This window comes from Saccharopolyspora hirsuta, assembly GCF_008630535.1.
In the GTDB taxonomy this organism is placed as follows: Bacteria; Actinomycetota; Actinomycetes; order Mycobacteriales; family Pseudonocardiaceae; genus Saccharopolyspora; species Saccharopolyspora hirsuta.
The window spans coordinates 151,896-174,403 of record NZ_VWPH01000017.1 but is presented as its reverse complement, the minus strand read 5'-3'; the positions used below and the strand labels follow the sequence as shown (position 1 = coordinate 174,403).

The window sequence follows — 22,508 nt, the reverse complement described above, 5'->3', positions numbered from 1 at the left end:
CACCACCTGCGGGCGGATGCCGGTTCCGGCGGGCGTGTGAGGATCGGGGGCGTGATTCCAGATCTGTCCCATGACCGCATCGACCGACTTCGCGACGCGTTCCGCGCCGCCGGGTACGACGCCGACGGCGTCGTGGAGCTGCTCGGCCCGGAGGCGCACGTCGCGCTCGGGCGCGGCGAGCCGGTGCCCGCGCTGCGCGCCACCACCGACGCCGGGCCGCTCGGCACGCTCGTCCGCCTGTTCCTGCTCGGGCAGGCCGAGCCGCAGGCCGCCGTCGAGGCCGCGCTCGCGCCGCTGCCGCTGACCGACGCGCAGGCCGCCGGGATCGTCGTCGCCGACGGCGACCGGCTGCGCGCCGGGCTGGACGTCCGCCCGCACGGCGTCGGCGACGACTCGTGGTGGGTCGTGTCGGACCTCGACTCCGACCTGCGCGGCGGCCGCCCGGTCGAGCCCGACCACGTGCTCGGCGTCGGGCACGCCTCGCTGAGCCTGGTGCGGGCCACCTCGCGGCGGCCGGTCGGCTCGGTGCTGGACCTGGGCACCGGCTGCGGCGTGCAGGCGCTGCACGCGAGCACGCACGCGCAGCGCATCACCGCGACCGACGTCTCCAAGCGGGCGCTGGCGCTGGCCGAGGCGACGTTCCGGCTCAACGAGATCGACGTGGAGCTAACGGAGGGCGAGTGGTTCGACCCGGTGCGCGGCCGCCGCTTCGACATGGTGGTGTGCAACCCGCCGTTCGTGGTGGGGCCGCCGCGCACCGACTTCACCTACCGCGACTCGGGCCTGGCCGGGGACGACGCGAGCGCGCTGGTGGTGCGCCAGCTGCCCGCGTTCCTCAACGAGGGCGGCACCGGGCAGCTGCTGGCCTCCTGGGTGCACCGCGAGGGCGAGGACTGGGAGGACCGGGTGTCCCGGTGGCTGCCCCCGGGCGCTGGGGTCGACGCCTGGTTCGTCCAGCGCGACGTCGCCGACCCGGCGCTGTACGTCGGGACCTGGCTGCGCGACGCGGGCTACGACCTGCGCTCCCCGCAGGGCGTGCAGAAGGCCGGTGAGTGGCTGGACTGGTTCGAGGACAACGGCGTGGTCGGCATCGGCTTCGGGTTCGTCACCCTGCGCCGCACCGACGCCGCGCGCGGCGAGGTCGTGTGCGAGGACCTGCGGCACGCCTTCGACGACCCGCTGGGCCCGGAGTCCGACCAGTGGTTGCGGCGCGTCGACTGGCTGCGCGCGAACGCCTCGGCCGAGGGCCTGCTGGCGGCCCGCCTGGTCACCGCGGACAGCACGGTGCTCGAGCAGGTGTCCGAGCCCGGTGACGAGGGCTGGAGCCCGCTGGTGCACCGCCTGCACCGCACGGACGGCCCGGGCTGGCAGCACGAGGTCGACGAGCTCGGCGTGCGGCTGCTGGCCGGGTGCCGCGGCGCGCTGCCGCTCGGCGAGCTCCTCGAGCTGCTCGCGATGGGGTTCGGCGAGGACGCCGAGGAGCTGACCCGCGCCGCCGTCCCCGTGGTCCGCGAGCTCGTCCGGCACGGAATGCTCGTGCCGGCGGAATGGGCGGGAGGGGCGCAATGAGAGCAATCGCCACTCGGGTCACTCGCGCCTCGGTAACGGTCGACGGCGTCGTCGTCGGCAAGATCGAAGAGCCCGGGCTGTTAGTGCTATTGGGTGTGACGCATTCCGACGGGCGTGAAGAAGCCGTCAAAATGGCTCGCAAACTCCACGAGATTCGCGCGCTGCGCGACGAGGAGTCCTGCGCCACGTCCGGGGCACCGCTGCTCGTCGTCAGCCAGTTCACGCTCTACGGGTCGACCCGCAAGGGACGGCGCCCGTCCTGGACCGAGGCGGCCCGCCCGGAGCACGCCGAACCGCTGGTCGAGGCGGTCGTGGCGGAGCTGCGCGAGCGGGGCGCGCGGGTGTCCACCGGGGTGTTCGGGGCGATGATGTCGGTGGAGAGCGTCAACGACGGGCCATTCACCCTTTTGGTTGAGGTGTAAATGTAACGAGGGTTCTCAGGAAATCCTCAGCCTTGGTGGCGCAACGGATGTGACCGCCATGACGTCTCCCAATCGAGAACTTCGGGAACGAATTCGGCACGCCGGTCGTTTTCCAGGTAACGAAGCTTCGACGGCCATGCCGAGAGGTGCCGGGGGCACCGATCGACAACGCCCGGAGGAGACGTCGACGCGCAAGCCCGTACCAACGAGCGTACGCGTCCAACGCACCGCGCAACGGCGCGCAGGTGTGAATTGCGCCCGCCAAGCCAGCCCGTCAGGGAGGGAGCTCATGACCGTCCCGCAGACCACCAAGCCAGACGTCGCAGTCACCGAGGACCTGGACACCCAGGGCCCATCGGCAGACCTGGTGCGCGTCTACCTCAACGGCATCGGGCGCACCGCGCTGCTCACCGCACAGGAAGAGGTCGACCTCGCCAAGCGCATCGAGGCCGGGGTGTTCGCCAAGCACCTGCTGGAGACCAGCAACAACCTCTCCCCCGAGCGGCGCTCCGACCTGAACGCCGTGGTCCGGGACGGTCGCCGAGCCAAGAACCACCTGATGGAGGCCAACCTCCGCCTGGTGGTCAGCCTGGCCAAGCGCTACACCGGCCGCGGCATGCCGCTGCTGGACCTGATCCAGGAGGGCAACCTGGGCCTGATCCGCGCGGTGGAGAAGTTCGACTACACCAAGGGCTTCAAGTTCTCCACGTACGCCACCTGGTGGATCCGGCAGGCCATCACCCGCGGCATGGCCGACCAGAGCCGCACCATCCGGCTGCCCGTCCACCTGGTCGAGCAGGTGAACAAGCTGGCCCGCATCAAGCGCGACCTGCACCAGAAGCTCGGCCGGGAGGCCACCGACGAGGAGCTGTCCGAGGAGGCCGGCATCCCGGTGGAGAAGATCCTCGACCTGATGGACCACTCCCGCGACCCGGTGAGCCTGGACATGCCGGTCGGCGCCGAGGAGGACGCACCGCTCGGCGACTTCATCGAGGACGCCGAATCCGCCGACGCGGAGAACGCGGTGATCTCCGGCTTCCTGCAGGACGACCTGCGCCGGGTGCTGGCCACCCTGGAGGAGCGGGAGCAGGCGGTCATCCGGATGCGCTACGGCCTCGACGACGGCCAGCCGCGCACCCTGGACCAGATCGGCAAGGCGTTCGGCCTGTCCCGCGAGCGGGTCCGGCAGATCGAGCGCGAGGTCATGTCCAAGCTCCGGCAGGGCGACCGCGCCGACCGCCTGCGCGCCTACGCGAGTTGAGGGGGCGGAGCGGGTAGGCGACGTGTGCCTGCGGAAAGCGCAGGCCATTCCCGCTCCTCGATGATTTTGCGGGGGCCGAGCCCCCGCAGACCCCCACGGTGCGGTGGTGACGTTCAGGACGGCTCCTCGCCCTCCCAGCGTTCCCGGCCTGCTCGCGGACCAGCCTCCGATGTTTTGGTCGGTGGTTTGGTTCGTGGGGTAGGTCGGGGACCTTGGAGCCTTGGGGATCGTTGGGGCCATTGGGCTCCTTGGGGTTTTTGGGTCGTTGGGGTTCGTCTGGGTTGTGCGTTCTGGGGCTTTGGGGTTTTTGGGTTTTACCCGGTTGGCTCGTTGATTTTTTGGGGTGGTGGGGTCAGCCTTCTTGTTCTCGGGGGTTTGGCTTTGCGGTGGTTTCACCGCTTTCTCCGGGAGGCCGGGGTCGTCGTTCGGACGGGTCCGACCTCCCGACCCTTACCTGGTGGGTGGCCCGTCCATCTCGCTCTGCGGGGTGGACGGGCCGTTCGCTTCGCTCTGCCCGCTGGGCCGTCGGGTGGGTGGCCGGGAGCAAGTCGCACTTTGTTGATCTTGCTGGGGACTGCGCGGTTGGCGAGTCAGAAGATTCCTCGCCAGATCTTTTCTTCTGGGTCCGTTTGTGGGCCAGGCGGGGATGTTCTTCGGAGCGTTGGACTGGCCTGGTCGTCAGGTCGTACGTGGGCCAACCCGGGTTTCCGGTTGTTGTGAAGGACGTCCAGGCGTCGTGCATCGCTTTGGCCAGCGGCTGGGGTGGGGTTGGGCCTGTCAGCTGGTGGAACCTCGGGAGTCGAGGAGGTCGAAGACGAACGGGACCTCGACGTAGTGGCAGGCGCCTAGGAGGCCGTTGTACTGCGGGGAGCGCCAGGTGAACCGTAGACGCAGGTGGGCGAGTTCGTCCTTGCTCGGGATTCGGCCAGGCGGTACGCGGGTGCTCGGTACCACCAGTCTCATTGCAGGAGGGCCAGGATGTCGCCTGCGCTCGCGGTCGGGTTGGAGACGCGGTAGACGGCGAGGGCCTTCTCCGCTGGTAGTTCGCACAGCCCGGCGGCTTCGGTCAGCATCACTTCGGCGATCCAGGTCGAACGGGCCGAAGAGCCCTGGGGATCAGGACGGCCGCGATCGCTTCGCGGGTCGGCGGGATGTCCGCCAGGAGGCGCCCCACGTGGTGCGCCGTGTCCGGGTCGACCACGGCGTTCCCGGCACCGCTCTGCATGATCCGCGCGGCAAACGGGTCCTCAGGCGCTAGGGGCGGTGAGCAGCATGCCGACGTGTATCGCGCCGGAGGACTGCCCGGAGATCGTGATGTCGTGCGGGTCTCCGCCGAAGGCCGCGATGTTCTCGCGCACTGCAGGGATCCACTGGCTTCGGCGGGCGGAAGCGGTTGTCGCGGAACGGGGGCTTCGCGTACGGGATGACCTTGAACGCGTGGATGCCCGCCGAGGTGCGGCTGGGCCTTACGCCGCGAGAAAAACAACTGAGCCACGAACGAGCGGCCTGCTCACCTCGTCCACCGGGGTGAGCAGGCCGCTGTGCTCCGATCAGGCCTTCGCGGTGAACTTCTGGCGCCAGCGGGTCAGCTCGTCCTCCGTCACGCCGTGGCTCCGGAGCCAGCCCGCCGCCCGGTCCTCGAACCGCCGGAAGGTATCGAGGACGCTCTCGATCGCCTCCGTCGGCGTCGACATCAGCTCGCGGACCATCTCCTCGTCCACCCCCGGCGGCAGGACCGGGGCGGCGTCGAGCCGCTGGAGCACCCGGAACATGTTCTGGTCCGTGCGCGCGTAGTCGGCCACGATCGCGTCGTCGCGCACCCCCACCGCGCTCAGCAGCAGCGCCGCCGAAACCCCCGTGCGGTCCTTGCCCGCCGCGCAGTGGATCAGCACCGGGCCATCCGCCTCCAGCACGATGCGGAACACCTCGACCAGCTTCTTCGGGGCTCCCTGCAGGATCGTCTGGTAGAGCTTGGTCAGGTCGTGCGCCGCATCGTCGATCTCGACCTCGACGTCCTGCAGGTCCTCCAGCAGCGGGACGTTGCGCACCTCGGCGACCTCCGCCAGCGGGTGCTCCTCGCGCTCCGTCTCCCACGAATCGCGCAGGTCCACCACCACCTCCGGCGGCCAGCTCGGCACGTCCTCCGGCGCGCGGTCCCCGGCGTGCGGAGCGTCACTGCGCAGCACCACGCCCGCCCGGGTCAGCACGCCGTCGCTGACGGGCTGGCCGCCCAGGTCCCGAAGGTTGACCAGCCGGTCGAGTGGATCTGTCGTCGACAAGATGACCTCCGTAGCTACAGGCACCGCTCCCGAAGTGCGGCGACGAGTCCGGTTGCCAGCGTCGCAGGTCGGGTGCCGCCCGCCCGCACCGGCCGGATTGGCGATCCGTCACACCTGGGCCACCCCCGTGGACGCGCTGATCCACCACGCGGTTACATGGGGCATCGCGTAACCCGAACGCGCGCAAAGGAGCCGCGACGTGACCACCACGAAGTTCGATTTCACCGAAGTACTGCCGCTCGGCCCCGACGACACCGAATACCGCCTGGTCACCACCGAGGGCGTTCGCGTGGTCGAGGCGGCGGGGCGGCGCTTCCTCGAAGTCGAGCCGAGCACGCTCACCGCCCTGGCCACCGAGGCGATCAAGGACATCCAGCACCTGCTCCGCCCGTCGCACCTGGCCCAGCTGCGTGCGATCATCGACGACCCGGAGGCCAGCCCGAACGACCGGTTCGTGGCCACCGACCTGCTGCGCAACGCGTGCGTCTCGGCGGGCGGCGTGCTGCCGATGTGCCAGGACACCGGCACCGCGATCGTGATCGGCAAGCGCACCGAGTCGGTGCTGACCGGCGGTCAGGACGAGGAAGCGCTGGCCCGCGGCATCTTCGACGCCTACCAGGACCTGAACCTGCGCTACTCCCAGATGGCGCCGCTGAACTTCTGGGACGAGCGCAACACCGGCAGCAACCTGCCCGCGCAGATCGAGCTCTACGCCAAGGGCGGCACCGACCCGCAGTACGACTTCCTGTTCATGGCCAAGGGCGGCGGCAGCGCGAACAAGACCTTCCTGTACCAGGAGACCAAGGCGCTGCTGAACCCGACGCGGCTCGGCCGGTTCCTGGAGGAGAAGCTGCGCTCGCTGGGCACCGCGGCCTGCCCGCCCTACCACCTGGCGATCGTGGTCGGCGGCATGTCGGCCGAGTTCAACCTCAAGGTCGCCAAGCTGGCCTCCGCCCGCTACCTCGACGAACTGCCGCGCGAGGGCTCCCCGTCCGGGCACGCGCTGCGCGACGTCGAGATGGAGCAGCAGGTGCTGGAGATGACCCGGCAGTTCGGCATCGGCGCGCAGTTCGGCGGCAAGTACTTCTGCCACGACGTGCGCGTGATCCGACTGCCGCGGCACGGCGCGTCGCTGCCGGTCGGCGTGGCGGTGTCCTGCTCCGCGGACCGCCAGGCCAAGGCCAAGATCACCCCGGAGGGCGTGTTCCTGGAGCAGCTGGAGCGCGACCCGGCCCGCTACCTGCCGGACGTGGTCGACGAGCAGCTGTCCGACGACGTCGTCAAGATCGACCTGAACCGGCCGATGGACGAGATCCGCGCCGAGCTGTCCAAGCTGCCGGTCAAGACCCGGGTGTCGCTGACCGGTCCGCTGGTGGTGGCGCGCGACATCGCGCACGCCAAGATCGCCGAACGGCTCGACGCCGGTGAACCGATGCCCCAGTACCTGCGCGACCACCCGGTGTACTACGCGGGCCCGGCCAAGACGCCGGACGGATACGCCTCCGGCTCCTTCGGCCCCACCACCGCCGGGCGCATGGACGCCTACGTGGAGCAGTTCCAGGCCGCGGGCGGCTCGCTGGTCATGCTGGCCAAGGGCAACCGGTCGGCGAAGGTGACCGAGTCCTGCCGCACCCACGGCGGCTTCTACCTCGGCTCCATCGGCGGGCCCGCGGCCCGGCTGGCGCAGGACTGCATCCGCAAGGTCGAGGTGCTGGAGTACCCCGAGCTCGGCATGGAAGCGGTCTGGCGCATCGAGGTCGAGGACTTCCCGGCGTTCATCGTGGTCGACGACAAGGGCGAGGACTTCTTCGCCGAAGCCACCAAGCCCACCCTGCAGATCTCCTTCGGCCGGTAGTCCTTCTCAGGCTGACGAGCTCGGCTTGCGCGGCGGCGCCCCGGTAGCGGGAAGGCCCGAGGATCGGGGCGCACAACGTGCGGGCCGAGTTCGCGTCAGGCAAGCGGCGCCAGCCGCTTCCGGCGATAAACGGATACTGCGAAGAGCGACCGGCACTGATCCGAGGGGGTCGCATGCGCCGCCAGGCGCACAACCCACCCTCGCAACTCGAACCGCCGCGGGTTCACGGGTGCCCACCCCTTCGGGGTTCTTTCCGGCGAGGACGGTCCGACTGCCGTATTGGCAGTTGGGCACCCGGAGTCCAGGCGGGCGCTGAGGTTCCGCCACGCAAAACGAGTGGTGGACATTCCAGAACCAGAACGCCACGTTTCCCGCAGGAGCCCCACCTCCTGCGGGAAACGCGGTGTTCTGGTTATCTGCTCAACTCGTTCTCACGGGCAGGATTTCTCTTCGTGCTCAGCGCGGCACCTTCACGTCGCGCTGTTCCAGGACGACCTTGCGGGCGTCGAGCGGCGCGTCCAGGCGGACCGCCACCGGCGGGTAGCGCAGGTCCATCGTGCAGATCCCCGGCGGTTCCGGGGTCTCCTCGACGAGGACGAGCTTGACCTGCTCAGCGGTCTGCTCGGCCACCTCGGCGTGCACCTTGCTGCAGCCGCCTTCCTGGCCGGTGGCCACGAGGGCGGTCCCGCCGTCCTGGGTCCAGACCTTCGCCGGGTATCCCTTCGGCAGCTTCGTGGCGTCGAGCGAGCTCTCGGCGACGGGGGTCCGTTCGTTCTCCGGCTTCGGCTGCACCGGGCCGGGCGGTGCCGGCGGCTGGCCGCCGAAACCCACTTCGTTGGTCGGCTGTTGGGCGCAGGCGGCCAGCGCAAGGAGCAGAGCCCCCGCACCCATTGCGGTGTGTAGGCGTCTCATGCCCTACAGACGGAGGGGGTGGCGCGTCGGGTTGCGTGGAAATCACGTTGGTTCGATCCACACCTTTCCCACAATTCGGAACTGCTGGTGATCGGTCCCCGAAACGTGGTTTCGTCGGTGCGATCCACTTCCAGCCTTGGAGTGCCGAGAATGTCGACCACAGCCACATCCGCCCCGCAGAGAACTGCGCCCCCGCAAGAGCCGCAGGGCAAACCGCAGTGGGTTCCGCTGACCGTCGGTGCGCTCGCCGCCGTGGCGCTGGTGGTCGCCGCGGCCGTCGTGGTCGGCGTGAAGTCCGCCGTGCTGGCCGCGCTCGGCCTCTCGCTCGGGCTGACCCTGTTCCACTCCCGCTTCGGGTTCACCTCCGCCTGGCGGCAGCTCGTCTCCGTCGGGCAGACCGAGGGGATCCGCGCGCACCTGCTCATGCTCGGCGCGGCGTCGATCCTCTTCGCCCCGATCCTGGCCGGTGGAGTGACCTTCTTCGGCGGGGAGGCGGAGGGCAACGTCTCGCCGGTCGGCCTCGGGCTGGTCGTCGGCGCGGTGCTGTTCGGCATCGGCATGCAGCTGGGCGGCGCGTGCGCTTCGGGCACCCTGTTCGCCGTCGGCGGCGGCAACACCCTGATGGTTATCACGCTGTTCTTCTTCATCTGCGGTTCCGTGCTGGGCGCCCTGCACTTTCCGCTGTGGACGTCCGACGCGATCACCCTGGGCTCGTTCTCGCTGGCCGAGGACACCGGGCTGGGCTACTTCGGCGCGCTGGTCGTTCAGCTGGCCGTGCTCGGTGCGATCGGCTTCGTCGCGATCCGGTGGGCTCGTCGGCACGACGCTCCCCCGGCCGGTCGGCCGCCGACGTCGCGCGGGCTGTGGCGGGTGCTGCGCGGCGCGTGGCCGCTGTGGGTCGGGGCGATCCTGCTGGCCGTGCTCAACGCGGTCGTGCTGCTGACCCGCGGCTCGCCGTGGGGCATCACCTCGGCGTTCGTCCTGTGGGGCTCGAAGGCGCTGCAGGCGGTCGGCGTCGACGTGGCGAGCTGGCCCTACTGGCAGGGCGAGCGGGCCGCATCGCTGGCCGGTCCGGTGCTGGCCGACTCGACCTCGGTGCTGGACTTCGGGATCATCGTCGGCGCCCTGGTCGCCTCCGCCGCATCGGGCGCGTTCGTGCTGGCCAAGCGCATGCCGGTGAAGGTGGTGCTGGCGGCGGTGATCGGCGGCCTGCTGATGGGGTACGGCGCTCGCCTCGCCTACGGCTGCAACATCGGCGCCTACTTCTCCGGGATCGCCTCGTTCTCGCTGCACGGCTGGGTCTGGGGACTGCTGGCACTGGTCGGCACCTGGATCGGGCTGAAGTTGCGCCCGTTGTTCGGGCTCGGCGTCCCCAAGCCCGGCGACTCGGTCTGCTGACGCGTCGGCGGGTGGGCGCCGAAACCCACCCGCCGCCCGGGGCGGGCTACTCGCTCAGGAGTGGACGGACGGTTCGTGCGCGGCTGCGATCCAGTCCTTGACCCACCGCGACAGCGCGCCGCCGTTGCGCACCCAGCTGAAGTGGCCGAGGTTCTCCGCCCCGGACGCCGACCTCGTGTAGTGCTTGGACGTGCGCATCGCCTGCCGCGCCTTCGCCGCCAGGTGGTCCACTGAGGACTTCGGCGCCAACCGGTCCCCGGCGACGCTGACGGTCAGCAGCGGCACGCGCACCTCGCGCAGCGCCGCTTCGTAATCGGTGGCCGAGCCGTTGAGCCGGTACTTGCTGGTGCGGGCTTGGCGCGCCCAGTCCTGCATCAGACCAGCCGCCTGCCGACCGCCGAAGCCGAACCGGTGACCGGGCCAGTAACCGAGCAGCGTCGATGCGCCCGCCACTACCTGCGTGCCGACCAGCGTGCGCAGCTTGTACACGCCGGGGAAGCTCCGGAACCACACCGAGCCCGAGGCCACCAGCGCCACGCCTTGCACCCGGCCCTGGTGGCGGGCGGTGTGCAGGAGGGCGATCTGGCCGCCGAGGCTGTGCCCGAGCAGGAAGCGCGGCGCCTGCGGCAGCACCGATTCGACCAGGTCGAGGACACCGTTGAGGTCATCGATCAGGCTCTGGTAGCCGAAGCGCACGCCGCGAGCGGCGATCGGCTTGCTCTCGCCCTGGCCACGCAGGTCGAAGGTCACCACGCTCAGGCCCTGGCGGTGCAGGTCGGCCACGAACGGCCGGTAGTACCGCGCGGGCACCCCCATCGCGGGGACCAGCACGACGACCGGGCTGGTCGGGTCGTCCTGCTGCGCTGCGCGGACCTTGATCCGGTGCTGCCCGGCCGAGACCAGTCCGAGCACGACCGAGGCGGGCGCGTCGGGTTCGGGGCTGTGGGCGGCGGTGTCGGTGTCCACGAGGCACAGATTAACGGAACGGCTCCGTCTCGGGCAGGGGCTCAGCGCAGCCGCCGCGGCCCGGTGTCCAACGCCACCGGGGACTCGCCGATGGCCACCTTGGCGCCGGTGACCACGGCCCCCACCGGCGAGGCGAGCACCGGTCGCAGCGCCAGGTCGCGCACCTCCGGCAGGTCCTCGGCCAGCGTCGCCACCCGCAGCACCAGGTCCTCCAGCGCCGCCAGGTCGGCCGGTTCGCTGCCCCGATAGCCCGCCAGCAGCGGTGCCGCTCGCGGCGCCCGGACCAGCGCGGACACATCCTCATCGGACAGCGGGAGCGCTCGGTAGGCCTTGTCGCCGAGCAGTTCGCTGGCCACCCCGGAGAGCCCGAAGGACACCAGCGTGCCGAACGACGGGTCGTCCATCAGGTCGATCACGCACGAGGTCCCGCGCACCGCCATCCGCTGCACGTAGACCTCGTCGAGCCCGGACACCCGGCGGATGTCGGCGTAGGCCGCCCGCACCGCTTCGGCGCTGCCCAGGTCGAGCCGGACGCCGACCAGGTCGTTGCGGTGCCGGAGCTGGTCGCTGACCGACTTCAGCGCGACCGGGAAGCCCAACGCCTCGGCGGCGGCCACCGCCTCCTCCACCCCGCCCACCCGGCGGAACGGCACCACGTCGATGCCGTAGCAGGCGAGGAGCCGCAACGCGCGCTCGTCGTCGAGCTTGCCGATACCGGCCGCCAGCCAGTCCTCGACCAGCGACCGCGCCTGCTCGGCGTCGACGTCCGAAGGCCGCACGAAGTGCCCCTGCGGAGCGGCCCGCCACTGCGCGTAGCGGGTCACCCGGGCCAGCGCCAACACCGAGCGCTCCGGGCTCGGGTACGACGGCACGGAGCCCTTGCCCGCGATGCCGTCCGGGCCCGGAACCGCCAGCTCGTCCGGCACGCCCTCGGCGGCCAGGAAGGTGGTCACCACCGGTTTCGAGCGCGCGACGTCGGCGTCCTGCAGGGCCTCCCGCATGGCGCGCGCGTACGCGGTCCCCGGAACGGCCACCGGGGGCGCGAACACCGTCACCAGGGCATCGACGTCCGGGCGCAGCGCGGCGTCGCGGACTGCGGCGGCGAACACCTCCGGGCCCGCCGACGCGCCCACGTCGACCGGCTCCCCGGCCAGCTCCAAGCCCTGGGCCTGGGCGACGTCCGCCGCGAGCATCCCCAGCGCCGAGGAGTTGCCCACGATCGCAACGCGATCGCCCTGCGGCAGCGGCTGGTGCGCCAGCAGCAGCGCGGTGTCGAACATCTGCGCCACCGACTCCACCCGGATGACGCCGGACTGCTCGAACAGCGCCTGCACGCTGGTCTCGTCGATCTGCACCGAGGTCGCCGCCAGCCCCGGGCGCACCGCGTTGCGCCCCGACTTGACCACCACGACCGGCTTGCTGCGGGCCAACCGGCGCGCCAGCCGACCGAACTTGCGCGGGTTGCCGAACGACTCCAGGTACAGCAGCACGACGTCGGTGGCCGGGTCGGTCTGCCAGTACTGCAGCAGGTCGTTTCCGGACACGTCGGCCCGGTTGCCCGCCGAGACGAACGTCGACAGCCCCAGCCCGCGCTCGGTGGCGGTGGCCAGGATCGCCACCCCGAGCGCGCCGGACTGGCAGAAGAACCCGGTGCGCCCGCGGCCCGGCAGCTGCGGGGCCAGGCTGGCGTTCAACCGGAAGTCCGGGTCGGTGTTGACCACGCCCAGCGCGTTCGGGCCGACCACCCGCATGCCGTGCACGCGGGCCTCGCGGACCATCTCGCGCTCGACCTCCCGTCCCGCAGGACCGCTCTCGCTGAACCCGGAGCTGACGATGACCAGCGTCTTGACGCCCTTGGCCAGGCAGTCGTCGAGCACCTCGGTCACCCCGGCCGCCGGGATCGCCACCACGGCGAGATCCACCTCGTCCGGGATGTCGAGCACCGAGGGGTAGGCGCGCACACCCCGCACCGAGCGGTGCTCCGGGTTGACCGGGTACACCGGCCCGGTGAAGTCCGCGGTGAGCAGGTTCGCCAGCACCGCGTGGCCGATCTTGCGGTGGTCGGTGGAGGCCCCGATCACCGCCACCGATCGCGGTCGCAGCAGGTTGTGCACGCTGCGCGCCTCGGCGGCCTGCTCCCGGGCGCGGGCCACCGCGACCGACTCCTCGGTGAGGTCGATGTCGAACTCCAGGTGCACCACGCCTTCCTCCATCGCGCGGCTCACCTGGTACCCGGCGTCGCGGAACACCCGCACCATCGTCGAGTTCTCCGCCAGCACCTCCGCCACGAAGCGCTGCAGCCCGCGCTCCCGCGCCGCGGCCGCGAGGTGCTCCAGCAGGATCGACCCCAGACCGCGCCCCTGGTGCGAGTCCTCCACCACGAACGCGACTTCAGCCGACTTCTGCTCGCCCAGCCGGTCGTAGCGGCCCACCGCCACGATGTCGTCGCCGAGCAGCGCGACCAGCGCGACCCGGTTGACGTAGTCGACGTGCGTGAACCGCTCCACGTCGCGCTGGGGCATGCGCGGGTACGGGCCGAAGTAGCGGTAGTAGCGGGTCCGGTCGCTGAGCCGCCCGTGGAAGGCGATCAGCTTGTCGGCGTCCGCCGCCGCGATCGGCCGGATGTGCACCGTGCCGCCGTCGGAGAGCACCACGTCGGCCTCCCACTGCCGCGGGTACTCCGCCTGCTCCTGCCCCTGAACCGTCACGTCCACTTCGGACTCCTCAGTCGCGGCTGTCGACCGGGTCGAGACCATGCAACGGAAACACCGCGTGCCGGGTATCGCGAATCGAGGTGTCCACCGAGGACGCCGTCACCCCGGTCCACCGCTCGTAGGACGGATCGGCCCCGTCGGTCATCGACGTCGGCAGCGGCACGTTCTGCGCGGCCCGCACCGCGTGCGCCATCCAGTCCTCCGGCACGGTCGTTTCCGGGTCGAGGTCCCGGTCCAGCAGCGTCGCCAGCAGGTGGGTCCAGGCGCGCGGCACCACGCGGAACAGCGAGTAGCCACCGCCGCCCAGGGCCAGCCACTTGCCACCCGCGCAGCTGTCGGCCAGCTCCCGCAGGTCCTGGTAGGTCGCGCGCTGCCCGTCCACGGTCTTCGACAGGTCCGCCAGCGGGTCCTCGCGGTGCGCGTCGGCCCCGCACTGGGTCACCAGCACCTGCGGCCGGAACGCCGCCAGCACCGAGGGCACCACCGCGTGGAAGGCGCGACGCCAGTCGGCGTCCCCGGTCCCCGGCGGCAGCGGGATGTTCACCGCGGTGCCGTCCGCCGCGCCGCTGCCGATCTCGGTGCTGAACCCGGTGCCGGGCCACAGCGTGAGCGGGTGCTGGTGCAGGGAGATGGTCATCACCCGCGGGTCGTCGTAGAACGCCGCCTGCACCCCGTCACCGTGGTGCACGTCGATGTCGAGGTAGGCGATGCGCTCCACCCCCTGCTCGAGCATCCACGCGATGGCCACCGAGCAATCGTTGTAGATGCAGAACCCCGCCGCGCGGTCGGCCATCGCGTGGTGCAGCCCGCCCGCGAGGTTGACCGCCCGGTCCGCCCTGCCGGACACGATCTGCTCCGCGGCCCGGATCGACGCACCCGAGATCAACGCCGCTGCCTCGTGCATCCGGTCGAAGATCGGGTTGTCCTCGGTGCCGAGGCCGTGGCCCACCTCCCACCCGGCCAGCGGTGCGGCGCGGACCGCTTCGAGGAACTCCGGGGTGTGCACCCGCAGCAGGTCCTCCTCCGTCGCCGGGCCCGGCTCGAGCACCTCGACGCCGTCGAGGACGCCGAGCGAGCGGGCCAACCGCATGGTCAGGTCCAACCGGATCGGATGCAGCGGGTGATGCCCGCCGAGGTCGTAGTCCAGCACCGACTCGTCCCACACCACCGCGCACTGAGAGCCCATGACGCGGACGCTACCCGCCATGTGTCGGCCAACACAGTGTTCCAGGACACTGCGCCGCACCTGATCGGCAGCTCAGCCCACCTCCTCCCCGGTCGCGGCCGGGCGGTCCGGGTCAGCCGACCAGTTCGACCACGAGCCCGCGTACAGCGCGGCCGGGTGCTCCGGGTCGGTCACCCCGGCGTGCTCCAGGGCGAGCAGCACCGAGCACGCCGTCACCCCCGAGCCGCAGTAGGCCCCGATCGGCCCGCCCGCGTCGACGCCGAGCGCGGCGAAGTGCTCCGCCAGCTCTTGCGCGGACCGCCACCGCCCGGAGTCGGTCACGTGCGCGGCGAACGGCGCGTTCAGCGCCCCCGGGATGTGCCCGGCCCGCGGGTCCATCGGCTCGACGTCCCCGCGGTAACGCTCCGGCGCGCGGGCGTCCAGCAGGGTCCCCTCGCGCGCCAGCCGCGCCGCGCCGTCGGCGTCGAGCACCGGCATCGAGCCAGCTCGGACCCGGAAGTCGCCTTCGACCGGCTGCGGCTGCTCGGTCGTGGTCGGCCGCTCCTCCGCCACCCACGCCGCGTAGCCGCCGTCGAGCACCGCCACCTCCTGGTGTCCGGCCCAGCGCAGCAGCCACCAGGCGCGGGCGGCAGCCGAGCCGTTGTCGGCGTCGTAGACGACCACCGGCCGGTCGGCGCGCGCACCTGCGCGCCGCAGGACGGCTTCGAGATCGGCCGGGTCCGGCAGCGGATGACGGCCCGCCGGTCCGGGCTCGGCGGCCAGTTCGGCGTCCAGATCGACGAACACCGCGCCCGGCAGGTGGCCCGCCTCATAGGCCTCCCGCCCGGGCGGGCCGAGCAAGGACCAGCGGACGTCGAGCAGGGTCGGGGGTGCCTGCCCGCGCAACGCGGTCGTGAGATCATCGGTACTGATCAAAGGATCCACAGGACGGCCTTTCGTAGCCCGGCGACGAGGTCGGTCGAAAATCCTGGCAGTCAACTCCCCGACCGCTGACCGCTGTCGCCCGGGGCGACTAGCATCGTGGTTGGGACTTGAATGGGGAGCCGACGTGAACGATCTCATCGATACCACTGAGATGTACCTCCGCACCATCTACGACCTCGAAGAAGAGGGCGTTGTTCCACTCCGTGCCCGAATCGCCGAGCGATTGGAGCAGAGCGGCCCCACGGTGAGCCAGACGGTTGCCCGCATGGAGCGCGACGGGCTGCTGACCGTCGCCGAGGACCGGCACCTCGAGCTCACCAAGACCGGCCGCGCACGCGCCATCAGCGTGATGCGCAAGCACCGCCTCGCCGAACGGCTCCTCGTCGACGTGATCGGTCTCGAGTGGGAACACGTGCACAACGAAGCATGCCGCTGGGAGCACGTGATGAGCGAGGCCGTCGAGCGCAAGCTCGTGAAGCTGCTCGGCACTCCCACCACGTCCCCCTACGGCAACCCGATCCCGGGCCTCGACGAGCTCGGCGTGGACCACGCGGAGACGGCGCCCGACGGCGACCTGCAGCGGGTCGACGAGATCGCCCGCAACGGCGGCGGCCGCGCGGTCATCCGCCGCATCGCCGAGCACGTCCAGCTCGACCCCGACCTGATGACCGAGTTGAAGGAGGTCGGCGTCCTGCCGGGCAACGAGGTCGAGATCATGTCGGTCGTCGGGCCGAACAAGCCGATCGAGGTGCGGGGCGAGAACGGCAGCACCGAGCTGGCCTCCGGCATCGCCCACGCGGTCATGGTGCACGCCAAGTGACCTCGGCCGAGCGCGCGGCGGCACTGTTCGCCGAGGAGCACGGCAGCGCTGCCAGCGCGGTCTGGTCCGCCCCCGGCCGGGTGAACCTGATCGGGGAGCACACCGACTACAACGACGGGTACGTGCTCCCCTTCGCCCTGCCGCACCGGACCGCGGTCGCGGTCCGGCCCCGCACCGACGGACTGCTGTCCACGGCGACCTTCGGCAGCGACCGGCGGCTGCACCGCAGCCCCGAGATCGCCATCTCCGAGCTGCACCCCGGCTCCCCCACCGGCTGGGCCGCCTACCCGGCCGGCGTCGCCTGGGCGCTGCGCGAAGGCGGTTTCCCGATCGGCGGGGCGGACCTGATGATCGTCGGCGAGGTGCCGACCGGTGCCGGTCTGTCCTCTTCGCACGCGCTGGAGTGCGCGACGGCGCTGGCGCTGCTCGACACCGCGGGCGCCGCACCGGGGCAGCCGGGCGCGCCGAGCCTCGGTGAGATCGCGCGCCTGGTGCAGCGGGCGGAGAACGACTTCGCCGGGGCGCCGACGGGCCTGCTCGACCAGACCGCCTCGCTGGCCTGCACCGAGGCGCACGCGCTGTTCTTCGACGTGCGCACCGGTCAGGGCGAGCAGATCCCGTTCGACTCGCTCGGCGCCGGTCTGGAAGTGCTCGTGGTCGACACCCGCGTGAAGCATTCGCACAGCGAATCCGGCTACGGAGAACGCCGCCGCGGCTGCGAGCGCGCGGCGGAGCTGCTCGGGCGCAAGGCGCTGCGCGACGTGACCGCGGCGGAACTGCCGACCGTGCTGCCGGAGCTTCCGGAGGAGCTCCGGCCACTGGTGCGGCACGTCGTCACCGAGAACGACCGGGTGCTGGCCACAGTGGACCAGCTCCGCGCCGGGCGGTACGCCGAGATCGGCCCGCTGCTGAACGCCTCGCACGCCAGCCTGCGCGACGACTACCGGATCTCCAGCCCCGAGCTGGACCTCGCGGTCGACACCGCGCTGGCCGCCGGGGCGCTGGGCTCCCGGATGATCGGCGGCGGGTTCGGCGGTTCGGCGATCGCCCTGGTGCCCGCCGACGACCGGCCCGCGGTCGAGCAGGCCGTCCTGGACGCCTTCGCCCGGGCGGACCTGACCGCACCCCGGCTGTTCACAGCGGTACCCTCCGCCGGTGCGGGGCGGGACCGGTGACCACCCGGCGACCGCTGCTGCTCGCCGGTCCACGGCGGCCGAACTAGAACACGAACGGAAGGCAGTACCCAGTTGAAGCTCCTCGTCACAGGCGGCGCCGGATACGTCGGAAGCGTGTGCGCCGCGCGCTTGGTGGAGGCCGGTCACGAGGTCGTCGTGGTCGATGACCTGTCCACCGGGCACGCCGACGCGGTCCCGGACGGCTGCAAGTTCGTCGAGGCCGACATCGCCGCGGCGGCGGGCGAGCTGCTCGCGGAGCCGTTCGACGGCGTGCTGCACTTCGCGGCCAAGTCGCTGGTCGGCGAATCCATGCAGGACCCGCAGAAGTACTGGCAGGGCAACGTCGTCACCTCGCTGCGGCTGCTGGACGCGATGCGCGAGCACGGCACGCCCCGGCTGGTGTTCTCCTCCACCGCGGCGACCTACGGCGAGCCGGACGTCACGCCGATCACCGAGGACGCCGCGACGCGGCCGACGAACACCTACGGCGCGACGAAGCTGGCCATCGATCACGCGATCACCAGCTACGCCACCGCGCACGGCATCGCCGCGGCGAGCCTGCGGTACTTCAACGTGGCGGGTGCGCACGGCGCCTTCGGCGAGCGGCACACCGTCGAGACGCACCTCATCCCGATCGTGCTGCAGGTCGCCCTCGGCCAGCGGGAGCAGGTGCAGATCTTCGGCGAGGACTGGCCCACCGCCGACGGCACCTGCATCCGCGACTACGTCCACGTCACGGACCTGGCCGACGCCCACCTGCTGGCCCTGGAGAACACCGTCGCCGGGCAGCACCGGATCTACAACCTCGGCAACGGCACCGGGTTCACGGTCAAGCAGGTGATCGACGCCTGCCGCCGGGTGACCGGTCACCCGATCCCCGCCGAGGTGGCGCCGCGCCGTGCTGGTGACCCGGCGACGCTGGTGGCGTCGAGCCAGCGCGCGCGGGACGAGCTGGGGTGGCAGCCGCAGCGGGCCGACCTCGAGGTCATCGTGCGCGACGCCTGGGAGTTCACCCAGCAGCGCCGGGGTTCCTGAACCGCCCCGTCCGGGCAGTCGGGTCCTGTCGTTGTCGTACATCACCAAGCTCCGTCCTCTTCGAGCAGGATCCGGGCGTCTTCAGCGGCGTCCCGGGCGATGACGGCCAGTTCTGCGGGCGGCAGGCCCGCTTCGATGGCCTGCCGCAGCAGGCTGCCCAGCTGGTGGTCCGGCTGGGTCTGCTCGATCCGCTCCAGCGCGACACCGGCGAGCGCGCCCTCGCCCCGCAGGTAGGCGGAGAACGCCAGCAGCGCGGCGACCTCGGGCAGTTCCGGGGTGGGGGCGTTGCGGACCAGGGCGAGCCAGAGCTCTTCGGCCGCCCTGGCCGTGTCGCCCAGCGCGGTGCCCAGGGCGATGTCGCGCACCCTGGTGTCGGACACCGCCAGCAGCACCCGCAACCGGTCGTCCTCGGTCAGCGCGGAGCCGCTGGCAGCGCGCTGGATGGCGGCGAGCACGAGCTGCACGTCGCGCCGCACCCTGGCCGGGTCGTCGTCTTCGAGGCGTTCCTCGGCCAGCGCGTCGAGCTTCGCCGACCAGCGCGCGACGGCCTGCGACGACTCGGGCGCGACCAGCGCCCGGAGCTCGTCCCGGCTGCCGAAGGTCACCACCCCCGCGGCCGCCATGGCCGCCGCGACGGGCGAGGACTTCGGGTCGGGGATCTCGCCGGAGCACTCCGGGTCGGAGTAGCAGCGCCAGCGCGCACCGGCCCGGATCTCCGGCGCCCACATGGCGTGCGCCGTCACGATCCCGGCCCGGTGGAACGAATCGCGCACCACGTCGATCAGGTCCGCGTGCGGCGGACCGGTGTCGTCCTCGGCCACGTCGGGTCCGTTGAGCAGTGGTCGTCGGCACCCGCCGGCGCAGTTGTCGTCGCAGGCGTCCGCGCTCGGCTCGGAACCGACGACGACGAACATGACGGCTTCCATGCGCTGCCGCCCGAGCGGACCGGACAGCAGGTGCTCGCCGAATCCGCAGATCTGCATCGAGCACGGCAGATCCGTGCGCAGGGTGACGCCGAACCTCGGCGTGAACGCGAGGTCGTGCAGCGTCAGCACCACGAGCGAGTCGGTCGGGTGGAATCCGAGCATGTGCGGCACCGCGGCCAGCACATCGGCGGGTTCGGTCAGCGAAACGGTGGTGTTCAGTCGCGTTGTCATGCCACCACGATCGACGCCGAATCGCCTTGGGGAAAGGGGGTTTTCGAAATCTGTGGACTAGTCGGTCCGCTGTGGACAATTCGAGCCGAAGCTCCGGAAAAGTCCACTGTGGCGTGACATCCGGAAAGGTGAACTGGCTCGCCCGACAGGCGAATGCGCTCCGCAACCCACCCGCCAACATGAAAACACATCAAAAACGGGCAGCCGGAGCGAGAACCCCGGCTGCCCGTCGAAGTGCTCGGACCGCTACCCGACGGACCCGATCACCGGCAGCGTGATCGCGGTGCGCGACAGGTCCAGAGACAGCCCCGCCCCCGGCTTCGGGCGCAGCGTGAAGTCGTGATCGCTGGAGAGCACGACGACGCCGAGCCGGTGCCCGGGCGCGAACACGTAGTCGTCCGGCTGCATCGCCACGTCGATCCGGTAGCTCTTCCCCGGTTCGATCGGCGAGGTCCGGTCGATCCCGTGCCGGTTCTGCGGGTCGGCCCAGCCCCGGGTCACCACCGAGACCGAGCCGTCGGGCGCCTGGTCCACCAGCAGCGCGGTCACGTTCGCGGCCGGGCGGTCGAAGGCCAGGGCGAGCTCCGCGCGCACCGTTCCGCTGACCCGGGCCTGCTCGGTCAGCGGTTCGCTGAAGTAGGCCAACCGGTTCGGCGAGCTCGGCGCCGCGGCGAGGTCTTCGGCAGTTCGGGTCGCGTCGTCCCGCAGCGATTCGACGGCGCGGCCGGAAACCCGCTCCGCAGTCAGCCCACCCCGCTCGGAACCACCGGGAGCGGGCCGCAGGACCGCCTCTTCGGCCTGCGGGGCAGGCCACTCCGGCTCCTCGACCCAGCTGCCGTCCTCGCGCTGCACGGTGGCCCGCGGCTCGTCCTCGACCCCGTTGGGCACCTGGTACAGGTAGCGGGTGAACCAGCGGTTCAGCTCCCGCAGCCACTCCTCCTCGCGGAGCTGGATCGGGTCGGTGTGCCCCGACTGGTGCCACCAGATCTTGTGCGGCACATCGCGCTCCCGCAGCGCCTCGTACCACTGGGCGGCCTGCCGGGTCTTGACGTTCCAGTCGTTGAGGCCGTGCACGGACAGCACCGCGGCGCGGACCTTGTCCACATCGTTGAGGTAGTTGCGCTGGTCCCAGAACGGGCTGTAGTCGCCGGTGATCCGGTCCTGCTCCGCGGTCAGCCGGTCGATCGGCTCGCGGCACGGCTCGCGGTCGGCCCGGGTGTGCACAAACTTGGCGAGCACGTCGGCGTCCTCGCCCTGGTAGCCGCCCGGCGCGACGACGGCGCCGTCGCTGCGGTAGTAGTCGTACCAGTTCGAGATCGCGCCGATCGGCACGATGGCCTCCAGCCCGTCGACCCCGGTGCTGGCCACCGCGTTGGGCAGCGTGCCGTTGTAGGACACGCCGATCATCCCGACCTTGCCGGTCGCCCAGTCGGCCACCGCGGGTGCGCCGCCCGCGTCGTGGCCGGGAGCGCGCGAGTTCAACCAGTCGACGACGGACTTCGCACCGATCGTCTCGTTCTCGGCCCCGGTGGTCGGACACCCGGTGGACTCGCCGGTGCCCAGGGATTCCGCGTACACCACGGCATATCCCCTGGACAGCAGGTACTCCTCGTAAGCCCACTGGATGTCGGCCGCCGTCCGCTGGTCGCCCGCCGCGGTGCGCAACGACCGGTGGCCCGGCTGGTCGGGCACGTGGAGCTCGGTGTCGACGTTGTGGTTGGGCACGTCGTTGCCGCCGGAGAAGTACGGGCTGGCCTGGTAGACGACCGGCACCCGCAGGCCCTGGTCGGTCTCCTTCGGCCGCACCACCTGGACGTGCACCCGGTCGTCCTGCCCGTCGTGATCGCTGTCCACCGGCGCGGTCACGAACAGGTCCTCGCGCACCGCCTGAGCCGGATCGAACACCGGCTGCGCCTCCCCGTCCTCGAAGACCGGGCCTCGCGGTGGTTGCGCCGCCGCGGGCAACCCGCTCAGCGGTAGGACGCACAACGCCGCCAGCAAACCCATCCGAACGCGCCGCATGCAGGCTCTCCCGGAACACCGAAGGGACATGGCACCAGGACATTTCTTAGCGCGAAATGCCCGGTGAGGCACCTTCCGGGCGGGTTTGCGCCACGGCCGCCCGGCCGCACCCCGGTAGAGTCGCGGGAGCAAGTCCGCAGCCAGCTGCAAGGAGTGCGCATGTCCATCCCGTCCAGCCTGCTGACCTCGGCCGGATTGATCGGCGGTTTCGCGGTCGCCCGCGCCACCAAGCACCGGCACTGGGGCGGGGTGGTCGCGGCGGGTGCCGGGCTCGCGGCGATGGAGACCTGCCGCCGCCGGACCGGGGTCGGACCGGCCCTCGCCCTGGGCGCCACCTACGCGGCAGCGCTGACCGGTTCGCACCCGCTGGCCAAGAAGATCGGCGCGTGGCCGTCGGTCTTCTCCGTCACCAGCGCGACCGCCGTTGCAGCGCACCTGCTGGCGAAGCCCCGCGGCTGAGCACGAGCAGCACCGACGGGATCACGACGACCGCGGCGAGGGCTGCCACCAGCGCCGAGCCCGTCGGGTGCGCGGCGTGGAAGACCAGGTGCGGCACCGCCCAGACGAGGTTCGCCGCCAGGGCGATCTGGACGAGCGTCCGCTCCAAGCGAACCGCGGCTGCGCCGAGCACCACCGCCATGGCCAGGTTCATCGCACCGAAGTCGCGGAACAGGTGCTCGTTGAACGGCGGGTAGTCGTTCACGGTCGGCACGTCGTCGTAGAAGGATCGCGGGAAGAACGACGTCCAGACACCCGTTGCGGCGTGCACGAAGGTCAGGGCAGCCAACCCCGCGCGGAGCCAGGTGCGCACCT

General features: G+C 71.4%; 20 protein-coding genes. 9 read left to right on the top strand and 11 right to left on the bottom strand.

Going from position 1 to position 22,508, the window contains the following annotated elements; translation table 11 throughout:
- The first annotated feature begins 51 nt into the window (after positions 1 to 51).
- From F1721_RS30650 to F1721_RS30640, 3 genes are all read left to right on the top strand, one after another.
- Positions 52 to 1,569, top strand: coding sequence for a DUF7782 domain-containing protein (locus F1721_RS30650; RefSeq protein WP_150070312.1), 1,518 nt, complete (start codon positions 52 to 54; stop codon positions 1,567 to 1,569).
- The gene (gene dtd / locus F1721_RS30645; RefSeq protein WP_150070311.1) at positions 1,566 to 1,991 is read left to right on the top strand and encodes a D-aminoacyl-tRNA deacylase; all 426 of its coding nucleotides are present in this window, start codon (positions 1,566 to 1,568) and stop codon (positions 1,989 to 1,991) included. Before F1721_RS30650 ends, dtd begins: the two co-directional genes overlap by 4 nt.
- 289 nt (positions 1,992 to 2,280) lie before the next feature.
- Positions 2,281 to 3,252 carry a sigma-70 family RNA polymerase sigma factor gene (locus tag F1721_RS30640; RefSeq protein WP_150070310.1) on the top strand — a complete coding sequence of 324 codons (972 nt, stop codon included), beginning with the start codon at positions 2,281 to 2,283 and terminating at the stop codon, positions 3,250 to 3,252.
- A 777-nt stretch (positions 3,253 to 4,029) separates the two neighbouring features.
- Here F1721_RS30640 and F1721_RS30635 read toward each other — a convergent pair.
- The 3 genes from F1721_RS30635 to F1721_RS30625 form a co-directional block, all read right to left on the bottom strand.
- Positions 4,030 to 4,215: a hypothetical protein gene (locus F1721_RS30635; RefSeq protein ID WP_150070309.1), complete on the bottom strand. Its 186-nt coding sequence runs from the start codon at positions 4,213 to 4,215 to the stop codon at positions 4,030 to 4,032.
- A 284-nt stretch (positions 4,216 to 4,499) separates the two neighbouring features.
- A complete protein-coding gene (locus tag F1721_RS30630; RefSeq protein ID WP_246155402.1) occupies positions 4,500 to 4,610 on the bottom strand; it encodes a carboxylesterase family protein in 111 nt (36 codons plus the stop codon).
- Positions 4,611 to 4,802: 192 nt separating this feature from the next.
- Positions 4,803 to 5,531, bottom strand: coding sequence for a tyrosine-protein phosphatase (locus tag F1721_RS30625; RefSeq protein WP_150070307.1), 729 nt, complete (start codon positions 5,529 to 5,531; stop codon positions 4,803 to 4,805).
- A gap of 199 nt (positions 5,532 to 5,730) precedes the next feature.
- Here F1721_RS30625 and F1721_RS30620 point away from each other — a divergent pair, with 199 nt between their 5' ends.
- A complete protein-coding gene (locus F1721_RS30620) occupies positions 5,731 to 7,386 on the top strand; it encodes a fumarate hydratase (protein ID WP_150070306.1) in 1,656 nt (551 codons plus the stop codon).
- Between the two features lie 456 nt (positions 7,387 to 7,842).
- On the opposite strand, the gene F1721_RS30615 is transcribed toward F1721_RS30620, so the two are convergent.
- Positions 7,843 to 8,277 (bottom strand): hypothetical protein, encoded by a 435-nt coding sequence (locus F1721_RS30615; RefSeq protein WP_150070305.1) that lies wholly within the window; start codon positions 8,275 to 8,277, stop codon positions 7,843 to 7,845.
- Between the two features lie 171 nt (positions 8,278 to 8,448).
- Between F1721_RS30615 and F1721_RS30610 the strand changes: the two genes are divergently transcribed.
- Positions 8,449 to 9,696 carry a YeeE/YedE family protein gene (locus tag F1721_RS30610; protein ID WP_150070304.1) on the top strand — a complete coding sequence of 416 codons (1,248 nt, stop codon included), beginning with the start codon at positions 8,449 to 8,451 and terminating at the stop codon, positions 9,694 to 9,696.
- Between the two features lie 54 nt (positions 9,697 to 9,750).
- On the opposite strand, the gene F1721_RS30605 is transcribed toward F1721_RS30610, so the two are convergent.
- From F1721_RS30605 to F1721_RS30590, 4 genes are all read right to left on the bottom strand, one after another.
- Positions 9,751 to 10,662 (bottom strand): alpha/beta hydrolase family protein, encoded by a 912-nt coding sequence (locus F1721_RS30605; RefSeq protein ID WP_211840697.1) that lies wholly within the window; start codon positions 10,660 to 10,662, stop codon positions 9,751 to 9,753.
- Between the two features lie 41 nt (positions 10,663 to 10,703).
- Entirely contained in the window at positions 10,704 to 13,418 is a 2,715-nt protein-coding gene (locus F1721_RS30600) for a bifunctional acetate--CoA ligase family protein/GNAT family N-acetyltransferase (protein ID WP_150070303.1), read from the bottom strand.
- Complete coding sequence (locus F1721_RS30595) at positions 13,387 to 14,562, bottom strand: acetoin utilization protein AcuC (protein WP_150070302.1); 1,176 nt, start codon at positions 14,560 to 14,562, stop codon at positions 13,387 to 13,389. The genes F1721_RS30600 and F1721_RS30595 overlap by 32 nt, the downstream gene beginning before the upstream one ends.
- Before the next feature lie 72 nt (positions 14,563 to 14,634).
- A complete protein-coding gene (locus F1721_RS30590; RefSeq protein WP_150070301.1) occupies positions 14,635 to 15,486 on the bottom strand; it encodes a sulfurtransferase in 852 nt (283 codons plus the stop codon).
- 124 nt (positions 15,487 to 15,610) lie between these two features.
- Between F1721_RS30590 and F1721_RS30585 the strand changes: the two genes are divergently transcribed.
- From F1721_RS30585 to galE, 3 genes are all read left to right on the top strand, one after another.
- The gene (locus F1721_RS30585; RefSeq protein ID WP_150070300.1) at positions 15,611 to 16,306 is read left to right on the top strand and encodes an iron-dependent transcriptional repressor DtxR; all 696 of its coding nucleotides are present in this window, start codon (positions 15,611 to 15,613) and stop codon (positions 16,304 to 16,306) included.
- Positions 16,303 to 17,481 carry a galactokinase gene (galK, locus tag F1721_RS30580; RefSeq protein ID WP_150070299.1) on the top strand — a complete coding sequence of 393 codons (1,179 nt, stop codon included), beginning with the start codon at positions 16,303 to 16,305 and terminating at the stop codon, positions 17,479 to 17,481. Before F1721_RS30585 ends, galK begins: the two co-directional genes overlap by 4 nt.
- 72 nt (positions 17,482 to 17,553) lie before the next feature.
- The gene (gene galE, locus F1721_RS30575) at positions 17,554 to 18,516 is read left to right on the top strand and encodes a UDP-glucose 4-epimerase GalE (protein WP_150070298.1); all 963 of its coding nucleotides are present in this window, start codon (positions 17,554 to 17,556) and stop codon (positions 18,514 to 18,516) included.
- A 41-nt stretch (positions 18,517 to 18,557) separates the two neighbouring features.
- On the opposite strand, the gene F1721_RS30570 is transcribed toward galE, so the two are convergent.
- Together F1721_RS30570 and F1721_RS30565 are read right to left on the bottom strand one after the other, a co-directional pair.
- A complete protein-coding gene (locus F1721_RS30570; protein WP_150070297.1) occupies positions 18,558 to 19,673 on the bottom strand; it encodes a DUF4192 domain-containing protein in 1,116 nt (371 codons plus the stop codon).
- A 246-nt stretch (positions 19,674 to 19,919) separates the two neighbouring features.
- Entirely contained in the window at positions 19,920 to 21,695 is a 1,776-nt protein-coding gene (locus tag F1721_RS30565; protein WP_150070296.1) for a Xaa-Pro dipeptidyl-peptidase, read from the bottom strand.
- A gap of 159 nt (positions 21,696 to 21,854) precedes the next feature.
- On the opposite strand from F1721_RS30565, the gene F1721_RS30560 reads away from it, so the two are divergent.
- Entirely contained in the window at positions 21,855 to 22,154 is a 300-nt protein-coding gene (locus F1721_RS30560) for a hypothetical protein (RefSeq protein ID WP_150070295.1), read from the top strand.
- Here F1721_RS30560 and F1721_RS30555 read toward each other — a convergent pair.
- Positions 22,102 to 22,506, bottom strand: a complete 405-nt coding sequence (locus tag F1721_RS30555; protein WP_150070294.1) for a hypothetical protein — start codon at positions 22,504 to 22,506, stop codon at positions 22,102 to 22,104. The genes F1721_RS30560 and F1721_RS30555 overlap by 53 nt on opposite strands.
- Between the last annotated feature and the right edge of the window lie 2 nt (positions 22,507 to 22,508).